This is a genomic window from Micromonospora sp. NPDC005413, from assembly GCF_040606435.1.
Taxonomy (GTDB): Bacteria; Actinomycetota; Actinomycetes; order Mycobacteriales; family Micromonosporaceae; genus Micromonospora.
In genome coordinates this window covers 14,888-40,917 of sequence record NZ_JBEXEV010000043.1, presented here as the reverse complement: position 1 = coordinate 40,917, position 26,030 = coordinate 14,888, and the positions used below count along the sequence as shown (strand labels likewise).

The window sequence follows — 26,030 nt, the reverse complement described above, 5'->3', positions numbered from 1 at the left end:
CCTGTGGCCGCTCTCACGTCGAGCCTGTCCGGACGTTGACGCTTGTGGGCCTGTCTCGCTAACGGCCCTGTCTCACATTCGGTGGTGACGGAGGGTGGTGGGGTTCGTTGCCTCCTATGTGGAGAATTTCTACGGACTTGTGCAGGTGGTGTTCTCGGGGTTGTCCCCGCTGGTCATCGAGGACGTGGTCGACGAGGGTGAGCGGATTGTGCTGCGGGCCCGGACGCCGCAGGACACCGCGGTCTGTCCGGTGTGCGGGGCCTCGTCGGGACGGGTCCACGGCTATCACTGGCGGACGGTGGCGGACGTTCCGGTCGACGGGCGCCGGGTGGTGGTCCGTGTGCGGGTGCGGCGTCTGGTGTGCCCCACGCGTGGCTGCCGCCACACCTTCCGCGAGCAGGTTCCTGGGGTGCTGGAGCGATATCAGCGCCGCACGGCCCGTTTGAACAGGCAGGTCAAAGCCGTGGTCAAGGAATTGGCGGGCCGGGCAGGGTCGCGTTTGCTGGCGATACTGGCCATGGGCCTGTCCCGTCACACGGCCCTGCGCGCCCTGCTGCGCATTCCGTTGCCCACCGGGCGGACGCCTCGGGTGATCGGCGTTGACGATTTTGCTCTGCGCCGGCGGCACCGCTATGCCACGGTGGTGATCGACGCCGAGACTCATGAGCGGATCGAGGTGCTGCCCGACCGCACCGTCGACACCCTTGAAGCGTGGCTGCGCGAGCAGACCGGCATCGAGGTTGTGTGCCGCGACGGCTCGGCCACTTACGCCGAGGCCATCCGCCGCGCTCTGCCCAACGCGGTGCAGGTCGCGGACAGGTGGCACCTGTGGCACAACCTGTGCCAAGCGGTCCTGAGCGAGGTGAAGGCGCACAGCACCTGCTGGGCCCCCGTACTGGACGCGCCCATCTACGACGGGCCCCGCGCGCAGACGACCCTGCAACGCTGGCACCAGGTCCATGCCCTGCGCGGCCAGGGCGTCGGCCTGCTCGAATCCGCCCGCCGCCTGCAGTTGTCTCTGAACACCGTCAAGCGCTACGCGCGAGCCGACCGGCCCGAGCGGATGCTCCGCGTCCCCAAGTACCGTGCCAGCCTCGTCGACCCCTACCGCGAACACCTGCGCAAACGTCGGGCCGAGGACCCCGGCGTCGGCGTCAAGCACCTCTTCGAAGAGATCAAAGCCCTCGGCTTCACCGGCTGCCTCAACCTCCTACACAAATACATCAACCAAGGCCGCGCGGACGCCGACCGCAGCCACATCTCCCCACGCCGGCTCGCCCGGATGATCCTCACCAGACCCGACAACCTCAAGCCCGAGTATCGAGATCTACTGGCACGGCTCACCGCAGCCTGCCCAGAGATAACCCAACTGGCCGCCGTTATCGGGGGCTTCGCCGAACTCCTGACACCTCAGCCGGGAAACGCCGACCGGCTCTCGCACTGGATGGTCCAGGTCCGCGCGGCCGACCTACCTCATCTGCACGCCTTCACCCGCGGCCTGGAACGAGACCGCGACGCCGTGAACGCCGCGCTCACGCTTCCCTACAACAACGGCCCCACCGAAGGCGTCAACACCAAGACCAAACGGATCGCATGTCAAATGCACGGACGAGCGGGCTTCACCCTGCTTCGCCACCGCATCCTCCTCGGATAGCAGCACCCTCCGTCACCACCGAATATGAGACAGGGCCTCGCTAACGGTGTTTCCGGCGATCTTGGTTAGTAGGTTTCAGCTGCTGGGAAGCGGTCGCTGAAGGTGATGGCGAAGGCGTTCAACGCGGGTTTCCAGCGCATCGTCCATCGGGTTCGGCCTGCTCCGGTGGGGTCCAACGATCGGGTGACCAGGTACAGACACTTCAACGCGGCCAGCTCGTTCGGGAAGTGGCCGCGGGCTTTCACCGCCCGTCGGTAGCGGGCGTTGAGCGACTCGATCGCGTTCGTGGAGCAGATGACCTTGCGGATGTCGAGGTCGTAGTCGAGGAACGGGATGAACTCCGCCCACGCGTTGTCCCACAGGCGGATCACCGCCGGATACCGCCCGCCCCACTTCTCCGCTAAGTCGTCGAACGCCGCCCGGGCGGCGGTGGCGTTGACGGCGGTGTAGATCGGCTTGATGTCGTGTTTGAGCGTGTCCCAGTACTTGCGGGAGGTGAGCCGGAACGTGTTGCGGATCAGATGGATGATGCAGGTCTGCACGATCGTGGCCGGCCACACGTTCGTGACGACCTCGGGCAGACCTTTGAGGCCGTCGCAGACGAGGAAGAACACGTCCTTCACGCCCCGGTTACGCAGGTCGGTCAGCACACTCATCCAAAACTTCGCACCCTCACCACCCGTGCCAGCCCACAGCCCGAGGATGTCCTTCTCCCCGTCGAGGGTGACCCCGATCGCGGCGTAGAACGGCCGGTTCGCGACCTGACCGTCCCTGACCTTGACCACGATCGCGTCGATGAACACGGCGGCGTAAATCTCGTCAAGGGGCCGGTGGGACCAGTCGGTCATCTCCTCGATCACCTTGTCGGTGATCCGCGAGACCGTCTCCTTGCTGACCGAGGCGCCGTAGATCTCGGCGAAATGCGCTGAGATCTCGCCGGTCGTCAAACCCTTGGCATACAACGACAACACGACCTCGTCGACGCCCGACAACCGGCGCTGCCGCTTGCGGACGATCTGGGGCTCGAACGTGCCAGCCCGATCCCGCGGCACATCGATGGGCACCGGCCCGGATGCATCGGTCAGCACCGTCTTCGGCCTGGTGCCGTTGCGGATGTTGCCCGCGCCCGCGCCAGCCGGGTCGTTCTTCTCGTAGCCGAGGTGCTCGGTCATCTCCTCGTTCAGCGCGGTCTCCAGGACCGTCTTGGTCAACTGCTTCAGCAGCCCGTCAGGGCCCGTCAGTGACAGTCCCTGCTCCTTCGCGGCCCGCACCAACTCGGCTGCGGCTTTCGCCTCGGCCGACGGCTCGGGCCGCTTCTTACGTCCGGTCTGGCCGTTCAGTGTCGCGGTCATCACGGCACCCTCCTCACCAGGCACAACGCCCGGCAGGTCAGGCCGGAAACACCTTTAGATCCACAGACCCCAGCCTGCCTGACTGGAAGCTGTCCTCACGGGCGCCCTAACGGAGCAGGCTGACGCTCGACTTACATATGGGTCACTATGGTGTTTCCCCGGCGGACTGCCACCGCCAGACCTTGACCGTCGTTGTCCGTCCGCGACCGCAGGATCGGGCACGCAACGGGCACGGGGGCCGGCTCCGTCGTGACGTCTCGCTTGCAAGCCTCTCAGCGCGCCGCCGTCATGCATGGTTGCTGTCAGCGCTGCTGTCGAACGGCGTCCCGCCGCCGCCCAGAGCGACCCCCGCTGGGCCAGCCCGCTTGTGGTTGTCAGCCGTACGGGGAACCGATCAAGGCCAGCGTCGACTATGCATTCACCGCGCTCTGTGCGAGGGTGATCCGGTGTTGCCGACCTGGCTTCAGGATCTCGCCGGCCTACTCTCAGGCCTCGGGGCGCTTGCTGCTGCCTTCATAGCAGTCTTCGCCATACGTCGCCAGGAGGCAGCTAGCGAACGTGCCTTAGCGGCACAAGCGCAAGCTACCCGCGACGCCAGAGAACACGAGCGCCGGCTAGCTGCGGAAGATCGGCTATGGGCAAGGAGGGCGGATCTCTACGCCCGCACCACCCTCGCCATGCGCGAATACCTCAACCGACCGATCGATGAATTGGGCAAAGAGACGCCTCTCGCCGACGTGCCCCTCATGGCAAGCCTCGCAGGCGAGGCTGAGATCCTGGCTTCGACTCAGGCCAAAGATGAAATCAACGATTTCGTCTACGACGACCCCGGGTACGACGAGAAGGTCAACATCTGGGCTAAGTTCCAGATTCTCGCTCGCCGCGAGTTGATGGGCTCAGAAGATCCAACGCTACGGTCGGGGTGACGCCGCGGCGGCTACCAGGCCATCGGCCCCTCCCCGCAAGCGACTAGATCTGCGCATTACGAGTCGGTGGCCCGGTCCTGTTCCGCCGCCCCGTCCTCGTGCCCAACATGGTGCCCCGGTCCGCGATCGTCCGCTGATGCTCGCCGGTTTGGCTGCTCGCTTGGCTGCTCGGCGGGACCCGACGGCTCGCGCTACTTTTGGCTGAGACCGCGCAGCTTGTCCATCACCCCGCGATCTACGGTGACCAGATCGTCGGCGCGGGGACTGACACTCCTCAGCTCCGCGACCTCCGGATCAGGGGTTACGCGGATGAAGACATGGGCACCTCCGGCTCGGTTGAGCACTTCGGTCACCGCCAGGCTTCTGTCGTACCCACCGACCTTCATCGTGCCGTTCTCGTAGAGCAGCAGCCACATGCCGTTGGGTAGCACGACGCGCTGAGCCGGGTTGTGGGGTCCTTTGGCCATGTTCGCCTCTTCCTTGTACAAGCCTTGCTGCGTTATGTACATAGCTCTAGTTGCCTTGTACAACGGCGTCAACATGCATGCCAGGGGAACGCGAGGGGCCACGGAAGGGCCGTCAAGTCCCCCGTCGCGGAGCGCCGGAGGCAACACCCCTACGCAAGCTCCCCCTCGGCCGCGGGCATGACCCCCGTCGGGGGGGAAAGTGACCTGACGTAGCAGCGAGTGTGATCAAGTGCCGTACCGCGTGGTCAGACGTAGCGGTCGTGCCGCCGAGCATGATCGAGTGTCGCCCCGCGGTACGGCGTTCGCTGACGATCCGCTGACTTTCGGATGACGCGCCGCGGGCGCCCGAGGACGGCCGGCGGCCGCCCGCAGGGCAGTCCGCGAGGGCGGAGACCTCCGCCTAATCGTCGTGCACTGGCCGCAGATGCTCCGACTGTGGGTCGTAGCAGACAAGTCCATGCTCGGCGGCCAGGCGGGCGGCCTCGACCGACAACTCTCCGGCCAGTCCGTAGGGCATCGTCAGGTAGATCATCGGTCCGGAAGCATCGTCAAGCAGCGAGCCCCAACCAGAGGCTCTACCTTCGGTCAGGACGGCCCAGCGCTCAGCTAGCGCTTCGGTGTAGGCAAGAATGCCCGGAGTGGGGGCAATCTCCTCACCCTCCATGTACTCCTCGTAGAGCTGTTCGTAGACAGCGCCGCCCTCCCCATCGTGCGCAGGCTGCATGCCCTCCCACACCGCCAGGTCGTAACTCATCGCCGAAGTCTGCCAGCCCCTGACCGGGGAGACGGTCGACGGCTTGCGCCTGGTGCAGCTCCTCGCGAACCCTGGCCTTGCAAAGATCAAGACTCTTGTTGGCCAACGTCGGTCACTGCCGCTGACCTGCCCGCCGTGTTGCCTGCCGTCGGGCTCGGATCGTGCCCGTCGGTAGGCTTGGCTGTACGGATGGCTGTAAAGCCCAGCTGCCCCTCTTGCCCCCCGGTCCCGACGTCGATGCCCGGCATCAGCGTCAGGACCGCCGCACCGATTGCGGCTTGGCGAAACCCATAGGGACACCCCCGGGACGACAACTCGTCCTTGCCGGCGCTGTCGCGCCTCGGGTAAACGCCTTCGCCACCACTGCAACTTTTACCCGCCAATCACCAGCAAACCTTCCGGCTCAACCTGCAGCTCCAGCTCCAGACGTCCCCTGAAGTACTAAGTGCCGATGCGCCAGTCGCCAATAATCGACCACAAACGACACAGTTGATCACCTCGCCATCGCCCTGGGCAACCATCCCTGGCAAACGTCCTGGCTTTTGGCCACCAACTCCGGCGAATCGCAGAGCACGCCAGACCCGCATATGGTAGCCACTGATACGATTTGATCACTACTCAATATGAACGGAGGAGTATTGGCCCAATCCTTCAGCCCCGCGGATCGGCACACCAGCGGGCACCCGAACCTGCAGAAACCGAACTCCAGAGAGCGGAGTCAGGTCAATTTCAGAGTTCGCTCGAAAGCTGAGCGTTAGCTCCTTAAGAGAATTCCTTCCTCTAAGAACTGTCAAATCAGGAACACGGGCTGGACGGTAGTAGATAAGACGCAATTCGCGCACCGCATCTGCCTCCAGTAGCAATTCGAGACCGTCTACGTATTCAATTTGATTAAGGACAATATTTAGCCTCTTCTTGGTATTTGCGAGAGGAGTCAGGTCAACCTCGGGCATTTCCCGGAACACTAAAGTACTGAGTGAGTTCTTCCACTGGGCCAGAGCGGACCAGGCAGCCTTATGTACCCGACTCTCCTGAATGGTCAGGTGTGACACTTTCGGGGCAAACGATAGATAGTCGAGGTCCCCGTCTTCAACACTTGCTCGGCCAAACCCGAGAGACTCCAGCTTGGGCAGAGCAGGGATTTCTTGCACCCTCCCTAGAAAGCCTACCGATAAATCGGATATATCAGGCAGCGCTTGGAGAACCGACAACAAGTTAGTGACCCTACGTGGCCATACGTGCAGGCGCGTCAAGCGAGAAGCCCTTGCGAGAGGGAAGAGGTCTAGAGGTTCCTCTTCAAACCTGTCAATCCCATAGATCCCCAAACCTTCGATCGCACTATCAGCCAAGGCTTCTAGTGTCGATAACCCAGCTCCAACAATGTGAAGTTCAGCCAACTTCGGTAGGTCATGAATAAAGCTTAAGTCGGACCGATCGTCCTCAAGGAAGCAAGTTAAGCTACTCAGATTTCCAAGGTGCTTAAGAGCAGGAATATACCTGCGACCCACAATCTCCAGACTGCCCGCGTCAAGTGGTGACCTACTCAGCACACGCTCGGCATACTCCACTGGATCGAAGTTCGCCCAAGCCCGAAGCAGCTCTCGATTGACAGCGATTCGCCTGTCGCCGTTAAATTGACTTAAAAACGAGATAACGCTCGGATCATCCAGATCTGATACCGTCCGCACGGTGGCTGCCACCTCGGCTCCGGTCCTAGGCGAAGCTTGCCGGAGGAGATCAAACGCTATTGGCCCGAGGCGAGAAAGAGATCTCGCCGTAGCCATTGTTTTCGGCGGCAGAATCGACCTGGCTGCTTTTTCAATGGTCGACCTAGCATCCTGCGCCAAGTCAGCAGAAGTTTCCAGGCTGGCAACCGCTACCAGCTTCAGCGCGTCCGCAATTTCCTTGGGAACTTGGTCTGCTCGACCGAGTAGACCAAGCAGCAATTCACGCCGTTCCCTAGGAGAAGCATGTCCGGCGGCCAAGATAATAACGTCGCTCCATTGATCAAGGTGAGCGTGATCAACAAGAATACCGATGTCGCCAGCGTCTATAGCTTCGGCGCCTGCCAAATACTCCTGGAAAGATCGATGGACGAAGTCGATCTGCCCCTCGATGGGCTCCCTTAGGAGGCCGCTGCGTTCAAGCAAAACCTTACAGACCTTCTCCGCCCAAACGCTTGAAAGCCCTGACATCGACTTCAGCTTTACACGAATCCTATCAATAACCTGATCTTTGGTTGCGTAGGACCAGCCATTTCTGATAAGCCAGTAAGCAATACTCTGCAAGAGAATCGTTTTCTCGGTACGCGACAAGACAACGCCAGATTTAATTTGGCGCTCCCGGTCCCGTCGCTCAAGGAGCATCTGGAGCGCGATATCGTATAGCTCCATGCGATTATTTGGTAACTGCGCTCGACTGTCCTTGTTCAAGGCGCATAACAAGGCGCAAAGAAGCGGATACCCGGCGAGTTGACGCAGGTGCCGACTTCCCTGCAACGACTCCAGCAGAATTTTTTCGTATTCGTTCAGGTCGTCACACTCATCTTGACGCGTACATTGATCGCGCATCGCGTCGTGCCACCGTTTGACAAAGGTTGGAATGTCCACAGCTTCCATAGGCTCAAGCTCAGCCACTTGGAATTCGTCTCGCCCGAGCCAGTCTGCTGGTGTCGCGGCCGGACGTGTAGTGATGATGAATCGTGCGGCGGGAAAGGTAACCATAAGTTCCCTTAACCAGGTTCGAGCCTCGTCGCGCCTGCCCTCTGCGAATTCATCCACCCCATCGATTAAGACGACCGCCCGGCCTGTCCTAAGCTGTTCCTGCACCCAGCCGGTCGGCATCTCTTCTGCGATGTGCCGTCCCACGCTCTCAATGAATCGGTCGGCAGGCGGTAGCGGCTCGGACGAGTACCGACGGAGAGGAATGAAGAATGGGACCGTCGCATTCCAATCTTGCATTTCTCCGGCAAAGCCTCGTCGCGCACTTTGTACAGCTATCCATTGCAGGAGCGTGGTTTTCCCTAGACCCGCCTGCCCTCTGATAAACAAACGCTTGGACGCTGATAGTACTTCAGTAACGCGGACCGGCCCTAGCATCGACTTGGGAGCAGTGCCGGGTATTGCGCCTTCGACTCTCGTCAAGACAAAATTCCCAGACACTTTTAGGCTTAGATAGGCGATAGAGAGAGGGTAGCGGCGGGTGACATCGGAAACAGTCGCGCCATAGAACTCAATGTGATCGAGTTGATTTGCGACAAGTTGCCGATAGTCACTCTCGAAGTCGTCAACGCCACGACGGGCAGGAAGTCGTTCCAACATCTCCCGCATGTCGTCGACGATCTGCCGTTCGCGCCGAAGGATCTCCGTCAAAGCGGTAATTTCGGCTTGCGGCAGCGTTCGAACGATCTCGATTATGTACGCAGACCCCTCGCGGAGGAGTAGGTCGTACAGGCTTGAGCCAGCCTCAGATAGACCAGCAAGACTAGCCCGGTTTGGGTCCTGCCTGCGAAGCTGCTTATCTAGGTAGGCGGCATCAAGGTCGTGAGCAAACAGGTCTTCTTCTCGTATGATCTGCCGATCAAAGGTGGCGGTTACGGCCTCTATAGCTGCCACCTTCTCGTTCTCGGCAAGATCTCTGAACTCACGGTCAACGAAGGGTGCAATTCGGTCAGCCACGATTTCAGCAGTCTGGTCCCAGAGTCGCCGATACTGGCGCTTTTCTTTGGGACTCATCAGCCAATATGAACCTACGTCGAGAGCGTTGGTTGAGGCACCTTCGATGGCGTTGTTTGAACCGAGCCAGATGTTGCAGGCAGTCTTAGCTACTGCGGTTCCTAGGGTAATGGCCAGTCCTTCTAAAGCGGGCATATTGCACCTGGCTCCAATCAGCAGCTTGACCACCAACGGGCCATGGTACGCGGTATGTGGAACGGCGGTCCACATTGGAACCGCTGCCCCCTGGGGCAGGTTGGCCGGACGTCACGCAGTCTCGTCCATCCATGCATCCGAACGCATAGACGATCAGGCCCGCGACCCACCCCACCATCCTCACTGTCTGCCGCCCAGTCCGATGGCCTCGATCCCCGCGTCCACGGATCCTGGTGGTCGATCGTCCCAGACACTGTGACGTACAGAGCGCCGCTTCGAGGCTCGAAAATTTCCACGTCGCAGGTTCCACTGTCAGGTCGGGCGACCTCGATGACGTCCCCCGTCGTGGGATCAATTTGACTCCGTACCCACAGGGTAAACAGTTGATCCGGAGGTGGACCAACGATCTCAGCCAGGCCCGCCTCGATGTCGAACTTGCCTGGCAGCACCTCGATAGCTCGGTTGTAGTGCTCCGCGCGCAGGATCTCCTGAAGCCCCGCGTCTAGGTTCCAAGTTCGGTCAAGCCCTCGCTGGATCTCATCGAGAGCCGCAGTGCCAGCGGTGTCCAGCGCCTCGTCGCTCCAACGCTGCGCGGCCGACTTAGGGCCGGAGGTTCCGGGACGGTTGCTCAGTGTTCCTGCGGTTTGGTCGTTCATGTCGTTCACCCCCTCACTCACTGGTCATCCGGCCCGTGTGCCTGCATGATCGTGGCGAGTTTGCGTCTGGCCTTCCACAAGCTGCTCCGGACCGCCTCTGGCGTCACATTGAGCTCTGCGGCGATCTCGGCGGGCTCGTACTCTTCGTAGGCCCACAGGAGCATCTGCCGCTGGCGAGGCGGGAGCTGCTGCAGGGCAGCCATGAAGTCCTGCAGAGTGTCCGACGCAGCGAAGTCGGAGCCGTCCTTGCGCGGGATCCGGTCCTCAATGTCTTCCACCGGGAGCATCTCGCCCTTGGCCAGTCGCTTGACGCACAGGCGGGAGGCGGTACGCCGAGCCCAGGCCTTGGGGTGCTCGATGGTGGTCCATTTCTCGTACGCGAGGCGCATTGTCTCCTGCGCGATGTCGAAGGCGTCGGCCTCCGAGGCCCAACCGTGCAGGAGCAGCCAGCCTCCCAGGCGGGTCATGAATTCCCTGTAGAAGGCGCTGAACTCCTCACGGACCCGATCTCGCTCGCTCAGGGCCTCGGCCAGGGCGTCCAGTGGCATGTTCAAGACCGGGTCGATCTCGGCCCGGAAGGAAGCCTCGATCAGCGGGCCGTCCGGCGGCGGCGCGTTTCCTCGTTGCGTCTGCGGTTCGGTCCGCTCGGTGGTCTTGTCATCCACGGTGGTTGCCGCTCCCGGCCGCGGCGGGCACTGTCAAAGTGATGCATGATCCATCGGCGCGCTGATCCCGCAGCCGGCCGCCGCCGGGCAGCGCTTCGGCGATCGCGATCAGCGACGAGGTGCTGGATCGCGCGGTACCCGCACCGGCCCTGGCCGAGCTCGTCGCGCCCAATCCGTGGTGCGATCGCCTGTAGGTCGACGGTCGGCAGCACGCGAGGTTTCGGCTCCACTACTCAGGTAGCGGGGCCGAGGAACTTCGAAGCGCAACCTAGTGCTGGTCAACACGCCCCCGAAGACCGTGCGCTCCGACGGTCAGGGTCAGTGGTGAGAGTTAGTCCGTTGCGCGGTCTTGCCGGTTTGGCACCGATAGGCCGCCCATTGGGACGTCCAGGCCGCGAGGTCATGCATCCAAGCCGCGGTGGACCCGGCCGACTTCGACGCCCACTTCTTCGCGTTCTTCGTCGCGAAGCAGTCCAATACCTCTGGATCAGTCAGCCCCCAGGCGGGGTGCCGCGCTAGCCACTGTTCGGCCCCTTCGGGGGTGTGTCTGGCGCTGATCAGCCACTGGGTAAGCATGGCCAGCTCAACCCACGGCGCGGCCTTGGTCGCCATCGCCCAATCGACAATCCGCAGGCCGTGCGGGGTCACGATCAGGTTAGCCGGGCCGAGGTCGGTATGAACGAGCGTGTCGCCGTCCATCGTCGGATGCTCGAACCCGAGCCGCGCCTTCGGACTGAACAGCGGCACATCGGGTGCTGGTGTCTTACCTAGCATCGTCAGTGCCTCACCGAGAAGATCCAGATCAGGGCTTCCCGGGGACAGGTCAGCGTGCGGGCCGTCGCAGTGCTCGAAGCCCACCACCAGCCAACCAGCAGCCTCGAAGTGCCACTCGACAGCGGGTGAGTGAGCCCCGCTGAGGGCCTCACTCACCCGCAGCTCGAAGCGCAGTGACCGGACACCGAAGTCGGTATGGGCCGCTTTGACGAACACCTTCCCGTTCGGTCCGGTGATGGTTGCGGCTATCTCTGCGTGGTCACCGGTCGTGGCAGGAATGATGTGAGTTCCGCCGGCCCGGTCGGCTACCTCTTTGCTGACGGCCTCGGGTAGCGCGGTCCAGTCAATGCGCATCGGTCAGATGGCCCTTTCAGACTCCCGGGTTAGGCGGGCAGCAGGACTTCGCCTCGCCGTCCCAGAACTCGGGGTCGATGTAGTAGCCGGTCGCCTTCAGTGCCTGGCGGGTGTACTCCATGGAGGAGCCGTCCGCCATGCCCTCCGTCAGGATCGGCACGTGGTGCACGAAGCCTCCCGCAACCTGCTCGCAGGCGGCGTGGTAGGGCTCGGTGTGTTGCAGCGAAACGTGCCAGGCGGCGTCGACGGGCTCGGTCGGGACGACCCGATAAGACCGGCCGGCGGGCAGCAGCCGGCCGAAGTCGGGATCGTGCTGCGAGTCGGAGTGCGCCTTCAGCATGAGCAGCATCTGCCCGACGGCCCGCCGGGCGTAAGTCTTGGTGACCTCCTGCTCGGCGGCGAAGTGCAGGGCCAGCTTGTCGAAGGTCTCCGGGTCGATGAGGGTCTGGGGGTCTTTGTCGGCCTGAACCAACACTGTGGTCGCGAGGGTCACGGCTCCTCCTTGGATGTATGGATCGCCGGCGCCTGATGCGCCGGGGAAATCCCGAATCAGCGGGCCGACTGGGGGCCGGTGGGGCGGGGTCGCGGTGCGTGGGAGATGTAGTCGACGTTTGGCTCGGTGCGTGCTACCTGGAGCAACTCGACGGCCAGCGCGCTGACGTCGGCGCTAGCCAGCCACTGCGTCAGCTGGTCGCGCGCCTCGGCGACCTGTCCGGCGAAGGCAGCGGCGTCGACAACGCTGGCGGGCGGGATTACGCGCCGCAGCGGGGTTGAGGTGAGCGCGGCCTGGACCAGCTTTCCGACGATCCAGTAGCCGGTGAGCTCGCGGGCCACGAAGGTCACGTGGACGCTGTCCTCCGTCTGGCCACGAGCGTGCGGGTTGTGCATCCACCCTCGCGGCAGCACCAAGATTTGGCCGGGGACGAGGTCAAACTCGAAGTCGGGGTGCATCGATTTCATGCGGTCGATGACGCCGCTGCCCGGTGAGGTGTTAGACGCGAACTGCTCATTGTGAGGTTCATCGACTCCTGGCTCCCAGATCTGCCAGGTCTTGCGACCGGCTATCTGGTAGATCAGGCCCATGTTCTGGTCCCAGTGGTGATACAGACCCTGCCCCCCTGCCGGGGTGGCGAAGCCGGTGGCGTAGCAGCCGTAACCGGTCTCGTCCTGGATCGCGGAGCAGATCGCGTGCACCGCGGGACACCAGCGGTTCAGGTTGCGCAGTTGGACGGTGTAGCCCCGGCCGCGCCATTTCGCGATTTTGCCAGGGTCAACGTAGCCGCCCGTCGTGTATGCCCGGGGGTGGAGCGCTGCCCCGTCCTTGATTACGATGAGCTGCTCTGCGGGTGCAGTACCGGTGTCGAGGTAGCCGTTGATGAGTTCCGCGTTGACGACATTGAGGACGCTGCTGTCGTTGGGCAGCTTGTGAAGCTCCGGCTTGGTCGGCCAGGCGGTCATCATCTCCCTGACCGTGACCTCGTCGAACAACGTCGTGAGGGACATTTCATCCTCCGGGATGTGGGAGAGGTCAGGTCCGAGCTGCTGGTGGCTCCTTCAACCCACTGGCAAGTGGATGCCCCAGCCCTATGCACGGATGCCGATCCGCGTGACCGCTCGCGTAGCGGCAAGGCCGAGGATGCGGCCGACGTTTATCAAGATCACGGCGGCGGAACGGTCTCCTGCTCCACTGCAACCTCCCGCGCTCGTTCAAGTCAGGGGCGGATCTGACGAGTAGCCAGGTCCGTCTCCACACTCGCCCATCGAGTCGGTGGAGTGAATGCCAAGCATGCGGACGAAGCGGTTGTCCGCATGTGCGTCACCGATGAGCTTGGCCCGCATCTACGCATCTCAGTGTTCTTGCTTGCGCCGCGCTGAACACTGAGTGACCCTATGTGCGCGATATCCATGCGGCTCATCGCCATGGTGGTGGGATCAGCCAGAGGAGGCGGTGCTATGGGCCAGATCCCGCGAACGCTCCAGCCGTCGCTGTCTGAGCGCCATTTCTTCGGAGCCGAGCTGCGTCGGCTGCGGGAGAGGGCCAACTTCTCGCAGGCGCAACTCGGCGCGATGATTCGGTTCAGTGCCGACCTCGTGCGTCGGGTCGAGACAGCAGACCGTTTCCCCTCCCGGGAATTCGTTGAAGCCTGCGACAAGGCGTTGGCAACCGGAGGGGCGTTGATCCGCCTGCTACCGCTTGTCGAGGGAAGTCGCGCCAACGAGGGTATGCGGACGGCTTCCGCGAGCGGTCCCACCAACGCCGGAACCCTGCTGGCCCTAGCGGAGGAGGCGCCCGGGGTGGCGGACATGGTTGTCCGTGTTCCCTTCCAGCCCGGTGTTCTTGACCGCGCCGCACAGGACTGGCTGAACGCCTCAGCGGCACCACGCCTGTTCGTGGCCGGACGACTCGGCTCACCTGACCAGGTTGACGAAGAGGATCTTCATTCGGCGGAGACCGCTCTGGGGATGTTCCGGCAGTTGGACCACACCCACGGCGCTGGACGAGTCCACGCGCAGGTGCAGCGGTACGTCGAAGGCGAACTGAACCGGCTGTTGGCGAATACTCCAACCTCTGAGGCTGTTGGTCGCCATCTCTACGCGCTGGCGGCGGGATTCTTCGAGCTCTGCGGATACCAGGCGGTCGACACCGGCGCCCACGGCCTCGCCCAGCGCCGCTACCTTCGCGCTCTACGTCTGACGGAAGCTGCCGACGACCGCCTGTACGGCAGCTACCTGCTCGCCGTGAGCATCGGCCACCTCGCGCTGCACTGCGGGCACCCCGAGCCGGCACGCAGGATGGTGCTGACGGCGGTGAAAGGAAGCGAGACCCGGACGACGCCCGCTGTGGCAGCCGCTCTGCACGCGGTGGTGGCGCGCACGCACGCCCGCCTTGGACGCGAAGGCGAATGCCTGACCCGCCTCGACATCGCGGAGAAGCAACTGGCCCGCAGCAAGCCCGAGGACGAGCCTCCTTGGATCCGGTACTTCGACGCGGCATACCTCGCCGACGAGATCGCCCACTGCTTCCACGACCTGGGCCGACCGCAGCACACCCAACGGCACCTGGGCGACGCCCTTACCGTGTTGAGTCCAACGCATGTCCGGCGACTCGCCATCGACACCGCGCTCCTGGCCTCGTCGCTGGCCGCCACCGGCCGCATCGACGAAGCCTGCGCCACCGCACGCGAGGCAGTCGACTACGCCGCACGAACCACCTCACACCGCTGCCTGCAGCGCATCGTCGAGGTACAGGCTGACCTCGAGCCCTATCGGTGTGAGCCCGAGGTCCGCGAGTTCGGCGAGTATGTGCGTCACCAACTACCGCTGGCGGCTGTGTAACCCCGTTGATCGTCGGCCGCACCCGCCATCACCGAGCGGTAGTGAGCCAGCTCCGCCTCCAGCGCCGCGCCTGCTCGACGGGACGACGCCACATAGTGGCCGACATCAGCAAGAAGCAACACCTCGGGCGCCATGCCGAGAGACGCCAACTCGTCGGCGAGTTCGCGGACATCTTCGACCACGGCCACCTCGTCGGCGGTGCCATGAATGAGCAGCACCGGCTGTTGGACAGCGGCGGCATGGACCCGGCCGGCGCCCCCGCGCAGCCGCATCGCGTGCGCCCGCTGGAACCGGGGCACCGTCTGCGCCCACCGGTCAGGATCCACGATCGCCGATACGGCGGTGGCAGCGGCGAACGGGCCGTCCTGTGCCACCGCGTGCAACGCGGTGTACCCGCCGGCGCTGGCACCACGGATGAACACCTGCCCCGGCACCGCCCGCCCCGTCGACAGCAGGTGCACCGCCACAGCCGCGCAGTCATCGACATCGTCCAGGCCCCACCGGCCGTACAGCGATTCCCGGTACACCCGGCCGTACCCGGTGCTACCCAGGTAGTCGACATCCACGACGGCGAACCCGCGACTGGTGAAGAACTGCGCCTGCCAGTCCAGGCGCAGCAGGCAGGAGGCGGTAGGCCCAGGATGCGCCCGAACGATCATCGGTGCCCGCCAGTCCGCCGCCGCGCCTGTCGGCGGATACACCAGGGCAAGTACCTCCCGACCACTGGCCACTCGAACGCGCAGCTCCGTCGGCGTCGATACTCGCGCGCCGTCGAGTCCGGCATGCTCCGACCTGGCAAGCACCTCCACCTGCGGATCGGCGTCAGCCAGGTCGATCAGCGCGACCTGCGGGGCCGCGGTCGGTGACGATCCAATCAACGCCACCGTCGCCCCGCGAACAGCCAGGTACGGCTTGATCGACGTGAACGGAAGGTCGACCGGGCGGACAGTGCCGTCGGGCTCGACGATGACAAGGCGGTGTCGCGGCCCCTCCTGCACCGCCACGACGATCCGACCGCCATCGAGGAAGCCGTACGACGCGTAACCCAGCTCCCACGGCTCCGCGGCGCACTCACCCGCGATCGGCGCCACCGCCTCCACCCGGTGGCCGTCCCACCGGTAGAGGTTCCACCAGCCACTGCGGTCCGACACGAAGTACAACGCCCCGTCAGGCCCCCACCGCGGCTCCACCGCAGACTCATCCGGACCGCCGGCCAGTCTCACTGCGCCCTCGACCGAACCACGCGGCGAGTAGGAGGCCATCCACACCTCACACGTATCCCAGGGCATGTCCCGCTCGCTCCAGGCGGTCCAGGCCAACAACCCTGGACCCGGCCGAGGCGCAGCGAGGAACCCACGGGACGAGGCGAGAATCCGCACCTGCGGAGCCCCGGTGAGCGACACCGTAACGAGTTCGTCACCCTGCTCCGACTCCCGCACAGCCAACAACTCGCCGTCGCCGATCGTTAGGTCACCGAAGGATCCTTGGCTGACCAATTCGAGTTCCTCGCCGTGACGGCGCCTCCGGTAGAGACCATCTCCGCCGACGCACCACAACGTCCCCTCGACGACAGCGAACGATCCGCCCCCGTACGCGTGAAGCCCGTTTGCGATATCGAAGCCCACCGGACTGAAATCACGCTGGCCCTCGCCGGGCCGCCAACGTGTGACCGTCGCACTTCCGTCGACGTCGGGGCGAGTCTCCAGCCAGTACAGGCCGTCATCACCGGTACGCAGTTGGTCATAGCTCACGGAGGCGCGGACGGCGTCGCCCACTGACACTTCAGCGATCCTGTCCCCCAGCCTCACGGATCCTCCTCGAACAGCTTCCACGCGAGTCGGACGACGGCGGTCTCGTGAACCGGTCGCCCAGGGCGCCAGCGCCGTCAGCGGCAGGACTCGGTCCTCCGGGCCGGCGTGACGGCCTAGACGTGGCCGACTCTACGTCTGAGCACCTTGTCCCTGCCGCTGCATCACCTCGCAAACTGCCGCCGCCCGGTCGCTCTCCCGGGGGCGATGTCGATGCGAACAACAGCTCCTGTCCAGCATCATCTCCTGATCATGCTTTGGGTCTCGACAGGAGGCCGTAATGGTCAGCGAAGGAGCGAACAAGGTCTTCGAGTACGGCTTTGCCCTTGGCCGCAGTGGCCTGGGACGGCAGACCGATGACGCCGCTGGCGGTGTATCCACTCATGCCCCGCGTCAGGAGGTGACGTCGGTCGTCCGCTACGTGGTCGGCATGCTGGAAGCCATCACGCACCACCTCCGGCGCAACATGTAGGAGCAGCGAAACCTCGAGCTCGCCAGCGTGCATGTCCTGGTGGGCGGTGCTGTGCAGGCCGGCGGCCAGCCGAGCCTCGTCCCAGTCGGCCCGAGCAGGGAACAGAGTCATCCGCGATCCGGCGACGTTGGCTTCCTGAACGACGTTGGCAAGCGCGTAGTTCCCGCCGTGTCCGTTGATCACGGCGAGCTGATCGATGCCCGACTCGTGCAGGGAGGCGGCGATGTCGACGACCACGGCGGCGAGGGTGGTGGCGCTGATACTGACCGTTCCACGCCACGCCGCGTGCTCGTGGGAGCAGGAGACAGTAACGGGCGGAAGCAGGAAGAGGCGGTAGCGCTCGGCGACTGCCTTCGCGATCGCGCATGCCACGATGGTGTCCGTCAGCAGCGGCAGGTGGGTGCCGTGCTGTTCGAAACTCCCGACTGGGAGGACCGCGATGGACGCCGCTCGCTCGGACTCGTCGGTGCTTGTTGCTGTGGTGATCAGGTCCACGGGCTAATGGTTACACGCTTTCGAGAGTCGCCTGCCGATAGGCGAGCACGAAGGCCGCCGCCTCGGGAACGGCTGGCTGCTGTCGAAGGGCCACCGCCGTGGGGTTCAACCAGCGCAGAGCCCGTGCGGAGGAGGTACCAGCGGCCAAGGTAAGGGCCTTGGTGGCCTCGGTCGCAGCGCGTTCGACGTTGCCATTGTTGACGTAGGCGGTGGACAGGACCGATCGCCACAGGGCCTCGTCGACGCGCCACTGAGCTGGCCAGTGCTGGAGGAGTTGCTCGTAGAGATTGGCTGCGGCCGCCGGTTGGCCGAGCAGCAGACGGCACTGCGCTTCGTGGGCAGCCACGTACACCGGGTTGCAGTGGGCGCCAACATCGACCGGCAGCTCTGAGTCCCAGTCGGCGCTGCCCGCGACCCTCTGCGCCTTGTCAATGCTGGCTACACAGGCGCTCTGGTCACCTCCCATCGCGTAAGCCTGGGCCTGGCGGACCAGCAGAAGAGCGCGGATGCGGCCTGGTAGCCGAACCTCGTCCAGCGCCTGCCGCGCCAGGACAGCGGCCCTACGCGGGTCGAATCGCTCGAGGGCGCGTTGGCTCTGCCTCATCAGGACGTAGCTTGCCAGCACCGGCGCGTTAGCCTCGACGGCGTGTTGCTGGGCGCGTCGCAGCCATGCGTCCGCCTCAGCGGCATCGCTCTGCTCGTCGATCCAGCTGAGGAACTCGGCCCACAGTGCCTGGGCGATGAGTACGTCTCGACGGGCGGTTGAGCTGCTCCGCCGCCCGATGGTGGCTGCGGCGCTGATCTGCGCATGGGCGGTGGACGCCATCCCCGCATACCCGATGCGATTTCCGGCAGTGGCGAGGCCGACGAGTTGCTCGTGCCACGGTGGGAGCAGGTCAGTCTCCTCGGGATGATCCATGACTCCCCCGAGCAGGCCGTCCACACCGCCGGCCGAGCGGTGATCGAGGACGGTCAGCCGACGCTCGCGTTCGAGGTCTGGCAGGAAGCGGAGCAACTCACCACCCGTCTGCAGTGCGGCCTCACACGAATCGACGAGGCGGGCGGACGGCCAACGATCGGCCTTCTCCACCTTGCCGATGAGGTCCCCACTGACGTGCACCAGCCTGCCTAGAGCGCGCTGAGACAGCCCGCGGCACTCGCGCCATTGTCGCAGCACGGCACCGAACCCATGCAGCACTGATCGATGCGGGGTCAGCCGTCGTGGAACCTGAGCCACCGGTACTCCTGGATGCCGTTGCCCGTCGCTGCCGCAGTCAGACGGTCCTGACCATACGTGGTCGAACGCTACGCGGACAGTTGCATGCGGACAACGCCCTATGTCCGCATCACCGCTATCGACTCGTCTGACCCGGTGCGCAATTCTCGTTGTTGAGATACCCGTCCGGGCGCCAGGCGAACTATTCGCGGCGATTCGGGCCGACGGGCAGATGCCCTCCCTAACAGGCCAGCTGCAGAAGTCGTCAAATCAGCCAGGCGTCAACTATTTGAGGAGTCTAATGAGTCTCCAGAATGAGCTGTCCCGATATGGATATCGGCAGGAGTTGAGCCGCCAACTGCGGTTCCGGGATCTACTTGCCTACGGCTTGGTGTACATGGTGCCGATCGCGCCGATGGCGATCTTCGGCAGCGTGTACGTCGGCTCGGGCGGGATGGTGGCCCTGGCGTATGCGATCGGTGTGGTGGCACTGGTGTTCACCGCGTTCTCGTACGCGCAGATGGTGAGGGCGTTCCCGATGTCCGGCAGCGTCTACAACTACGCCGGCCGAGGAATCAGCCCACCGGTGGGCTTCCTCGCCGGCTGGGTGATCCTCCTCGACTACGTCCTGGTTCCAGGGTTGTTGTATCTGGTGGCCTCGGTGGCGATGCACGCGACGGTGCCGGCGGTGCCGGTGTGGCTGTGGCTGGTCGGGTTCGTCGCGGTCAACACGGTCGTCAACTCGGTGGGGATCCGGATGACCGCGCTCGTCACGCGGGTCATGCTCGTTGGTGAGCTGATCGTCCTGGCGGTCTTCCTGGCCATCGCCGGGTGGGCGCTGGCCACGGGTCGGGGTCGGTTCAGTTGGGAGGCGTTCTACAATTCCGACACCTTCACTTGGTCGGTTGTCGCGGGGGCGGTGTCGATCGCGGTGCTGTCGTTCCTCGGTTTTGACGGCATCAGCATGCTGGCCGAGGAGACCCGGGGCGGCGCCCGTCAGATCGGCCGGGCGATGGCCGCCGTCCTGGCGTTGGCGGGGGTGTTGTTCATCGCGCAGACGTGGCTCGCCGCGATGCTCCTCCCCGACCCGGCATCACTGCTCAGCGACGGGGATCCGAACGGCACCGCTTTCTACGACGCCGCCGCCGTGGCTGGCGGAGGGTGGCTGGCGACGGTGTGCGCGGTGGCGACGGCGATCGCGTGGGGGTTGCCGAACTCGATGGTCGCGCAGGTCGCCACGTCTCGGCTGCTGTTTGCGATGGCGCGGGACCGGCAGCTGCCGGCGTTTCTGGCGAAGGTGTCGATCCGCCGGAACGTGCCGATCAACGCGACCCTGCTCACCGGGTTCGTGTCTCTCGCCTTGGGCCTGTACATGGCCACGCGTGCGGATGGGATCACCCTGTTGTCGTCGTTGATCAATTTCGGGGCGATGGTGGCGTTCCTGGTCCTACACGTCTCCGTGGTCGTGCATCACCTCATCCGGGGTCGCAGCACCAACGTGTGGGCGCACCTGGTCATGCCGGCGGTCGGCTTCGCGATCCTCACCTGGGTGGTGATCAACGCCAACATCGCCGCGCAGCGCCTCGGCCTGGCATGGCTCACCCTCGGCATCCTCGTCCTGGCCGGCCTGTACCTGTCCGGGCGGCGACCGACGCTGTCCGGATTGGCGCCTGCGCAGCCGCAGCCGCGCCGGCCGCATGCGGAGCGGGTGTGATCGGCATGGACGGCATCGTGTACTCCCCCGGCCCCGACGAGATGGCCTACACCTTCGGCGCCCGGATGCCGGTCGCGCATGTGCGCTCGGGTGACGTGCTGCAGGTCTTCACCGAAGACTGCTTCGGCGGCCTCGTGCGCGGCCCCGGTGATCTGCCGTCGCAGGTGTGCCGCATGCCCTACCTCAACCCCGTCTCCGGGCCGTTCTTCATCGACGACGCCGAACCAGGCGACACCCTCGCCGTCCACATCGCCTCGATCGTGCCCGCCCGCACGTGGGGTGTGTCGGCCACATTCCCGCACTTCGGCGCGCTCACCTCCACCAGCCACACCCCCACGCTCCAGCCACCGCTTCAGGAGCGGGTGTGGGTGTACGGAATCGACCAGCGGGGCGGGACAGTCCGGTTCCAGGCAACAGGCAGCGACCACACGGTGGATCTGCCCTTGGACCCGATGATCGGCACGATCGGCGTCGCACCCGGCGGGTTCCAGGCGCTCTCCACCATCATCCCCGGCACCCACGGCGGGAACCTCGACACACCCGAGCTGCGCGCCGGCACCACCCTCTACCTCGGGGTGAATGTGCACGGGGCGATGCTCGCCCTCGGCGACGGCCACGCCCGCCAAGGCGAGGGCGAGGCCTGCGGAGTGGGCGTGGAGATCGCGACCACCACCACTTTGATCGTCGAGCTGCTCAAAGGCATGTCCACGCCCTGGCCCCGGGTGGAGACCGACACCTCGATCATGTCGGTCGGCTGTGCACGCCCCCTGGAGGACGCCTACCGCATCGCCCACCACGACCTCGTCGGCTGGGCCAGCACCCTCACCGGCCTGGACACCCTCGACGCCTACCAACTGGTGTCCCAGGCAGGCCGGGCGCCGATCGGCAACGTGTGCGACCCCAACTACACCGTCCTCGCCGCCGTCGACAAAACCCTCCTACCCGCCCCGCGCGCCGCGTACGACGGGGTACACCGCCGGCTGCGACAGCTCGCGGCCGGACCGCGGTAGGAACCGGTTGATGACCGCGTCGATCCCCCAACTGCCGCTACGCGACGAGCTGTTCCTCCTCGGCCACGACGACGACACCGGCCACCCCCATGTGCACCGCCGAACCCTCGCCCTCGGCATGGCCGGCGCGGTCCTGATCGACCTGTTCCTGGCCGGGCGGGTCACCCTCGACCCGAACGAGACCACCCGCCCGGCCTCCACCCCGCAGCTTCGACTGCGCATCGACCGGCCCGTCGGCGACCTGATCGCCGACACCGCGCTCGCCTCGATCCGCTACGCCCACCCCACCGGCGCCGGGGTAAAGCCCTGGCTGCGCGACTTCGCCGACGACCTCTACGAACGCACCCGCGCCGGCCTGCTCGCCGCCGGGATCCTGCACCACCACACCCGACGCCGCCTCGCCGGACTCATCCGCGCCGACACCTACCTGCCCACCGACACCAAGTGGACCGTGGTCCCCCGCGCCCGGCTGCGCTACCTCGCCGCCGGACGGGAACCACCCAATGACCGCACGGCAGCCCTCGCCGGCCTGGTCGCCGTCCTCGGCCTCACCCCACACCTCTACCTCGACGAGGACACCACCGCACTCACCGCCCACCTCACGGCAATCGCCGACCAGCACTATCGGCCCGTCCGTGACATCACGGCCGCCGTCGACGCCGTCGTCGGTGATCTCGCCACCGCCGCTTACCGCTGAATCTCACCGCCGGCGAGCAGCCCCGGCCATGTCCGCAACGCCCACGCCCACTGCCAGCCCGATCAGTACGCCCGGAGGCTCCCCACCATGCAGGACGTTCCCCGTATCCGCGCCGCCCGCTGGACAGACAACGGCCCCGTCGCCGCCCTGATCGCCGACGCACTCCACGACAGCAACGTCGCCGAATGGCTCATCCCCGACCCACGGCAACGACGCCAAATCCTCGCCGACGTCCTCGAGATCTGGGTCGAGCACGCCATGTTCTACGGCGACATCCACGTCACCGACGACCTCAGCGCCGCGACCGTCGGCTTCCACCGCTACCGCGCTATCCCACCACCGGCCAGCTACCCGGTCCGGCTCGCAGACACCGCCGGCTCCCACGCGCACCGCTTCGACATCCTCAACCAGATCCTCACCAACCAGCGACCCACCGAACCGCACTACGACCTGGCCTTCGTCGCCGTCGCAAAGCATGCCCAGCGCACCGGGCGCGGCAGCGCAATCCTCAACCACCATCGCAGCCGCCTCGACCGCATTGACCTGCCCTCCTGGACCGCGACGATCACCGAGTCCCAGCACCTGTACACCCGCTACGGATACATCTCCCGACCGGAGATCACGTTGCCCGACGGCCCGGTGATCTGCCCAATGCGCCGCAACCCCGACCGCCGCACTGACGCACGGCCGGCTACCAAGGCCCAACCAGCGATATCTCACTCACGACACCACAACGTCTAACCCTCAGCCGGAGAGCGGTCAACCGGATCGCGCCAGCAGTAACCCGACCGGGACCCCACCTCCGCCGCTGCTCCCAATCTGCTCCAGATGTAAGCTGCATATACGGCAACGCCCGTTACCGATGACTCCGGCAACGGGCTTCCGACGCCGGGTCTGGCATGGCCACTCCCCCGCGCAACCGCCGCACGTCCAAGCCGGCTTGATCGGATGGTGAGTGGTCACGGCGGGCCTTCCTGGCTGGGCCAGTGGCCGCGGCTGATCGGGATGCGGTGACGGATCCGGCATGGCAGATCGCCCCCGCAGCGGCATATGCGCCGCCAGTGTCGCCAGGACCAGACGGGCCGGTGCCGGCGAGCGAGAGTCAGCGCTACCGCCAGCACGTACTCGTCGTACGAAACTCGCTTCACCGGCTCGCCGCTCCAGCTCGTGCCATGGTCTGCCGTGCTGCCCAAGCCGAAGGGAGCACTGCCGCCTCCTTATGCCGCAGCTATCTGGAGGCGTGGATGCCCGAACGCGGGGGACGCGCCGAACATCCACGCCGGCGAGGACGGCCCACAGCGCCAACCGAGGGGATCGACCTCCTCGGCAACCTCCCATAGGTACCGTTGGGTAGTCAAGGGCTGACGTAGGTGGTCTACTCGTGTTGCCAACCGAGGAGAACCACGTGCCACCGCGTTACCGCTACGAGCAGATAGCCGACGACCTCGCCGAACGCATCAAGTCCGGCGAGTTCCAGCCCGGCTCCAAGCTGCCCAGTCGGCGTGAGCTGATCGAGCACTACAGTGTCACCGAGCCGGTGATCGACCGCGCCATGCAGGTACTACGCATCAAAGGGATGACCGAAACGCTTCCCGGCGTTGGCGTCTTCGTCGCCGAGTAAATCCCTCCGCAGGAGCCAGCCGCCGCGACCGCGATCGGTCGCTTACAGCTTCTGGGCGCTCCGTCCGGGCCGGCCCGCGTCTGTCTCCGAGCTCGGGCGGCAATCCGCGGCTGTCCGCCCACACCCATACCCCGTCTGGCCTCGTTGCTGTCGCCGTTGCTGTCGACAGCACCAGGGCAAACCGCTCAGGAGCAGAGGGGTCAGGGAAGGCTCTCTTCCTGCCCAGCCTCCAAACGGTCTGCTCGACGGTGGAGTTCCCCAGCTACGGCGTCCCAGTCGGGACCGAAGGCATGTAGATCGTTGGCCGCCACACGCAACAGCTCGACATCCTCCGGCCGTTGTAAGCAGGCCAGCCGGAACGCGAGATTTCGCGCCCAGACCGGAAGGCCTATCCAGTCCTCCTCCAGCATCACCTCCAGCATCGCCACGATCTCGTCAGCCGATGCGAAGGTCACCACCTCGACATATGCACTGGCAACTCTCTCGCTGTACCCCCGACCAGCAAGCAACCGGGCCAACTCAAGCAGCGACATATGCTCCGGTGCGAAGGGGTCGGCATCAGAGGACTGTTCGAGACGATCCCTAGTAGTGCTTTGTTAGGTCGGTGTGTCGTGGGGTCATCGGGGCGGTCTCAGTAGTTCGATGGTGCGGTGACTCCTGACGAGCTTTCGGTTGTGCGGCAACGGCTTGAGGCGTTCGCCGTGGATGTGTTCACCCCTTTGGTGCGTTCAGATCAGCGGGCCAAGGGTGAGACGTATCTGCGTGGGCTGTTGCTGGACGGGCGGCGTAAGTCGATGCAGCCGATGGCGGATCGGCTCGGGGTGGATCATCAGAGGTTGCAGCAGTTCGTGACGACCTCGACCTGGGACACCAAGGCGGTGCGGATGCGGCTTGCCCGTCGGGCCGTCGGCGTGGTCGGGCCGGTGGCGTGGGTGGTCGATGACACCGGTTTCCCGAAGGACGGCAAGGGCTCACCGGGTGTGGCCAGGCAGTACTCCGGCACGTTGGGCAAAGTCGCGAACTGCCAGATCGGGGTGAGCGTCCACGCCGTCACCGACACCGCGTCGTGTCCTCTGGACTGGCGGCTGTTCTTGCCGACGTCGTGGGACGACCAAGCCGTTGACGAGGCTGACCGCCCTGATGTGCTCGCCCGCCGGGCCCGGTGCGGGATACCTCCCGATGAGCATCACCGGCCGAAGTGGTCGCTGGTCGTGGAGATGCTCGATGATCTGGCCGAGCACGGACTACGCCCGCCGTTGCTGGCAGCCGACGCCGGTTACGGCGACAACAGCCAGTTCCGCAGCGCTCTGGACGAGCGGTCAATCAGCTACATCATGCAGGTCAAAGGCGACGCCCTCGCCCACACACCAGACGTGCAGCCGGTGGCGCGGGTGTGGTCCGGGCGGGGCCGCCCACCGACGCGCACCGACCCGCGCTACCCGAAGACCGCGCTCAGCCTGGTCGAGCACATTCGCGCCGCCGGACGCGCCGCCACGGAAACGATCACCTGGCGGGAAGGCTCGAAGGGCACGATGAGTTCCCAGTTCGTCTTCCTTCGGGTGCGTCCGGGCGGGCATCGCGTCGCCCGTGACGCCGACGGCCTCCTGCCCGAACGGTGGTTGATCGCCCAATGGCCCGACGACCAGCCTGAGCCGGTCAAGTACTGGCTGTCCAGCCTGCCTGCCACCACCGGCCTTGCCGACCTGATCCGCTACGGCAAAATCCGCTGGCGCATCGAACACGACTACCGCGAACTCAAGACCGGCCTCGGCCTGGACCACTTCGAAGGCCGCTCCTGGATCGGCTGGCACCGCCACGTCACCCTCGTCACCGCCGCGCACCTGTTCATCACCGAAATGCGCCTGGACCCAAAAGCGGCTGCGCCGGCCTGACCCTCTACACGGTCATCCGCGAGCTGCAACGCCTCCTCGCGACCTGGACCGGCGCCTGCATCACCTGCCACCAACCCGTGAAACCGTTACACCGCAACAAACGCCACAGAACCTAACAAAGCACTACTAGTAGCCCTATCCAGCAACGCCCGCAGCCAACCCGTCGTCTTCACAACTTAGAAGCTAAACGCTCCCCACGTGGCGAACCGGACACGGCACAGACGCCCGGCGACGGTTCGACGCAGATGAGTTGAAGCGGAACTTAGAGCCGCTGTCCCGCTACCCGGGGAAACAGCGC

21 protein-coding genes are annotated in these 26,030 nt (G+C 65.1%); 9 read left to right on the top strand and 12 right to left on the bottom strand.

Annotated features, from left to right (window positions below; genetic code table 11):
- Positions 1-148 precede the first annotated feature (148 nt).
- Entirely contained in the window at positions 149-1,654 is a 1,506-nt protein-coding gene (locus ABZS37_RS29840) for an ISL3 family transposase (protein ID WP_355174464.1), read from the top strand.
- Between the two features lie 65 nt (positions 1,655-1,719).
- Here the strand turns inward: ABZS37_RS29840 and ABZS37_RS29835 are convergent, their stop codons facing one another.
- Entirely contained in the window at positions 1,720-3,006 is a 1,287-nt protein-coding gene (locus tag ABZS37_RS29835; protein ID WP_355174444.1) for an IS256 family transposase, read from the bottom strand.
- Positions 3,007-3,452: 446 nt separating this feature from the next.
- Here ABZS37_RS29835 and ABZS37_RS29830 point away from each other — a divergent pair, with 446 nt between their 5' ends.
- Positions 3,453-3,932 carry a hypothetical protein gene (locus ABZS37_RS29830; protein ID WP_355174442.1) on the top strand — a complete coding sequence of 160 codons (480 nt, stop codon included), beginning with the start codon at positions 3,453-3,455 and terminating at the stop codon, positions 3,930-3,932.
- Positions 3,933-4,123: 191 nt separating this feature from the next.
- Here ABZS37_RS29830 and ABZS37_RS29825 read toward each other — a convergent pair whose 3' ends face one another.
- From ABZS37_RS29825 to ABZS37_RS29795, 7 genes are all read right to left on the bottom strand, one after another.
- Positions 4,124-4,420: a hypothetical protein gene (locus tag ABZS37_RS29825; RefSeq protein WP_355174440.1), complete on the bottom strand. Its 297-nt coding sequence runs from the start codon at positions 4,418-4,420 to the stop codon at positions 4,124-4,126.
- A gap of 379 nt (positions 4,421-4,799) precedes the next feature.
- Positions 4,800-5,153: a hypothetical protein gene (locus ABZS37_RS29820; RefSeq protein ID WP_355174438.1), complete on the bottom strand. Its 354-nt coding sequence runs from the start codon at positions 5,151-5,153 to the stop codon at positions 4,800-4,802.
- Between the two features lie 614 nt (positions 5,154-5,767).
- Positions 5,768-9,055 carry an NACHT domain-containing protein gene (locus tag ABZS37_RS29815; RefSeq protein WP_355174436.1) on the bottom strand — a complete coding sequence of 1,096 codons (3,288 nt, stop codon included), beginning with the start codon at positions 9,053-9,055 and terminating at the stop codon, positions 5,768-5,770.
- A 640-nt stretch (positions 9,056-9,695) separates the two neighbouring features.
- The gene (locus tag ABZS37_RS29810) at positions 9,696-10,343 is read right to left on the bottom strand and encodes a sigma-70 family RNA polymerase sigma factor (protein ID WP_355174434.1); all 648 of its coding nucleotides are present in this window, start codon (positions 10,341-10,343) and stop codon (positions 9,696-9,698) included.
- 318 nt (positions 10,344-10,661) lie between these two features.
- Complete coding sequence (locus ABZS37_RS29805) at positions 10,662-11,471, bottom strand: phosphotransferase (RefSeq protein WP_355174432.1); 810 nt, start codon at positions 11,469-11,471, stop codon at positions 10,662-10,664.
- A 16-nt stretch (positions 11,472-11,487) separates the two neighbouring features.
- Positions 11,488-11,964, bottom strand: coding sequence for a hypothetical protein (locus tag ABZS37_RS29800; protein WP_355174430.1), 477 nt, complete (start codon positions 11,962-11,964; stop codon positions 11,488-11,490).
- Positions 11,965-12,020: 56 nt separating this feature from the next.
- Positions 12,021-12,974: a cupin domain-containing protein gene (locus ABZS37_RS29795; RefSeq protein ID WP_355174428.1), complete on the bottom strand. Its 954-nt coding sequence runs from the start codon at positions 12,972-12,974 to the stop codon at positions 12,021-12,023.
- A 450-nt stretch (positions 12,975-13,424) separates the two neighbouring features.
- On the opposite strand from ABZS37_RS29795, the gene ABZS37_RS29790 reads away from it, so the two are divergent.
- Positions 13,425-14,807 carry a helix-turn-helix transcriptional regulator gene (locus tag ABZS37_RS29790; RefSeq protein ID WP_355174426.1) on the top strand — a complete coding sequence of 461 codons (1,383 nt, stop codon included), beginning with the start codon at positions 13,425-13,427 and terminating at the stop codon, positions 14,805-14,807.
- Here ABZS37_RS29790 and ABZS37_RS29785 read toward each other — a convergent pair.
- The 3 genes from ABZS37_RS29785 to ABZS37_RS29775 all read right to left on the bottom strand — a co-directional run bounded on the left by ABZS37_RS29785 (position 14,780) and on the right by ABZS37_RS29775 (position 18,819).
- The gene (locus ABZS37_RS29785; protein WP_355174462.1) at positions 14,780-15,967 is read right to left on the bottom strand and encodes a prolyl oligopeptidase family serine peptidase; all 1,188 of its coding nucleotides are present in this window, start codon (positions 15,965-15,967) and stop codon (positions 14,780-14,782) included. The two genes, ABZS37_RS29790 and ABZS37_RS29785, sit on opposite strands and share 28 nt — an antisense overlap.
- An 898-nt stretch (positions 15,968-16,865) precedes the next feature.
- Positions 16,866-17,582 carry a creatininase family protein gene (locus ABZS37_RS29780; protein WP_355174424.1) on the bottom strand — a complete coding sequence of 239 codons (717 nt, stop codon included), beginning with the start codon at positions 17,580-17,582 and terminating at the stop codon, positions 16,866-16,868.
- Between the two features lie 10 nt (positions 17,583-17,592).
- Positions 17,593-18,819: a helix-turn-helix transcriptional regulator gene (locus ABZS37_RS29775; protein ID WP_355174422.1), complete on the bottom strand. Its 1,227-nt coding sequence runs from the start codon at positions 18,817-18,819 to the stop codon at positions 17,593-17,595.
- Between the two features lie 280 nt (positions 18,820-19,099).
- Here ABZS37_RS29775 and ABZS37_RS29770 point away from each other — a divergent pair, with 280 nt between their 5' ends.
- From ABZS37_RS29770 to ABZS37_RS29750, 5 genes are all read left to right on the top strand, one after another.
- Positions 19,100-20,512, top strand: coding sequence for an APC family permease (locus ABZS37_RS29770; RefSeq protein WP_355174460.1), 1,413 nt, complete (start codon positions 19,100-19,102; stop codon positions 20,510-20,512).
- A gap of 5 nt (positions 20,513-20,517) precedes the next feature.
- Positions 20,518-21,522, top strand: coding sequence for an acetamidase/formamidase family protein (locus ABZS37_RS29765; RefSeq protein WP_355174420.1), 1,005 nt, complete (start codon positions 20,518-20,520; stop codon positions 21,520-21,522).
- 10 nt (positions 21,523-21,532) lie between these two features.
- A complete protein-coding gene (locus ABZS37_RS29760) occupies positions 21,533-22,219 on the top strand; it encodes a GPP34 family phosphoprotein (RefSeq protein WP_355174418.1) in 687 nt (228 codons plus the stop codon).
- A gap of 87 nt (positions 22,220-22,306) precedes the next feature.
- The gene (locus tag ABZS37_RS29755; protein ID WP_355174416.1) at positions 22,307-22,960 is read left to right on the top strand and encodes a GNAT family N-acetyltransferase; all 654 of its coding nucleotides are present in this window, start codon (positions 22,307-22,309) and stop codon (positions 22,958-22,960) included.
- 664 nt (positions 22,961-23,624) lie between these two features.
- Positions 23,625-23,840 carry a GntR family transcriptional regulator gene (locus ABZS37_RS29750; protein ID WP_355174414.1) on the top strand — a complete coding sequence of 72 codons (216 nt, stop codon included), beginning with the start codon at positions 23,625-23,627 and terminating at the stop codon, positions 23,838-23,840.
- Between the two features lie 200 nt (positions 23,841-24,040).
- Here the strand turns inward: ABZS37_RS29750 and ABZS37_RS29745 are convergent, their stop codons facing one another.
- The gene (locus tag ABZS37_RS29745; protein ID WP_355174412.1) at positions 24,041-24,373 is read right to left on the bottom strand and encodes a hypothetical protein; all 333 of its coding nucleotides are present in this window, start codon (positions 24,371-24,373) and stop codon (positions 24,041-24,043) included.
- 117 nt (positions 24,374-24,490) lie between these two features.
- Here ABZS37_RS29745 and ABZS37_RS29740 point away from each other — a divergent pair, with 117 nt between their 5' ends.
- Complete coding sequence (locus ABZS37_RS29740) at positions 24,491-25,732, top strand: IS701 family transposase (protein ID WP_355174410.1); 1,242 nt, start codon at positions 24,491-24,493, stop codon at positions 25,730-25,732.
- Positions 25,733-26,030: the final 298 nt, after the last annotated feature.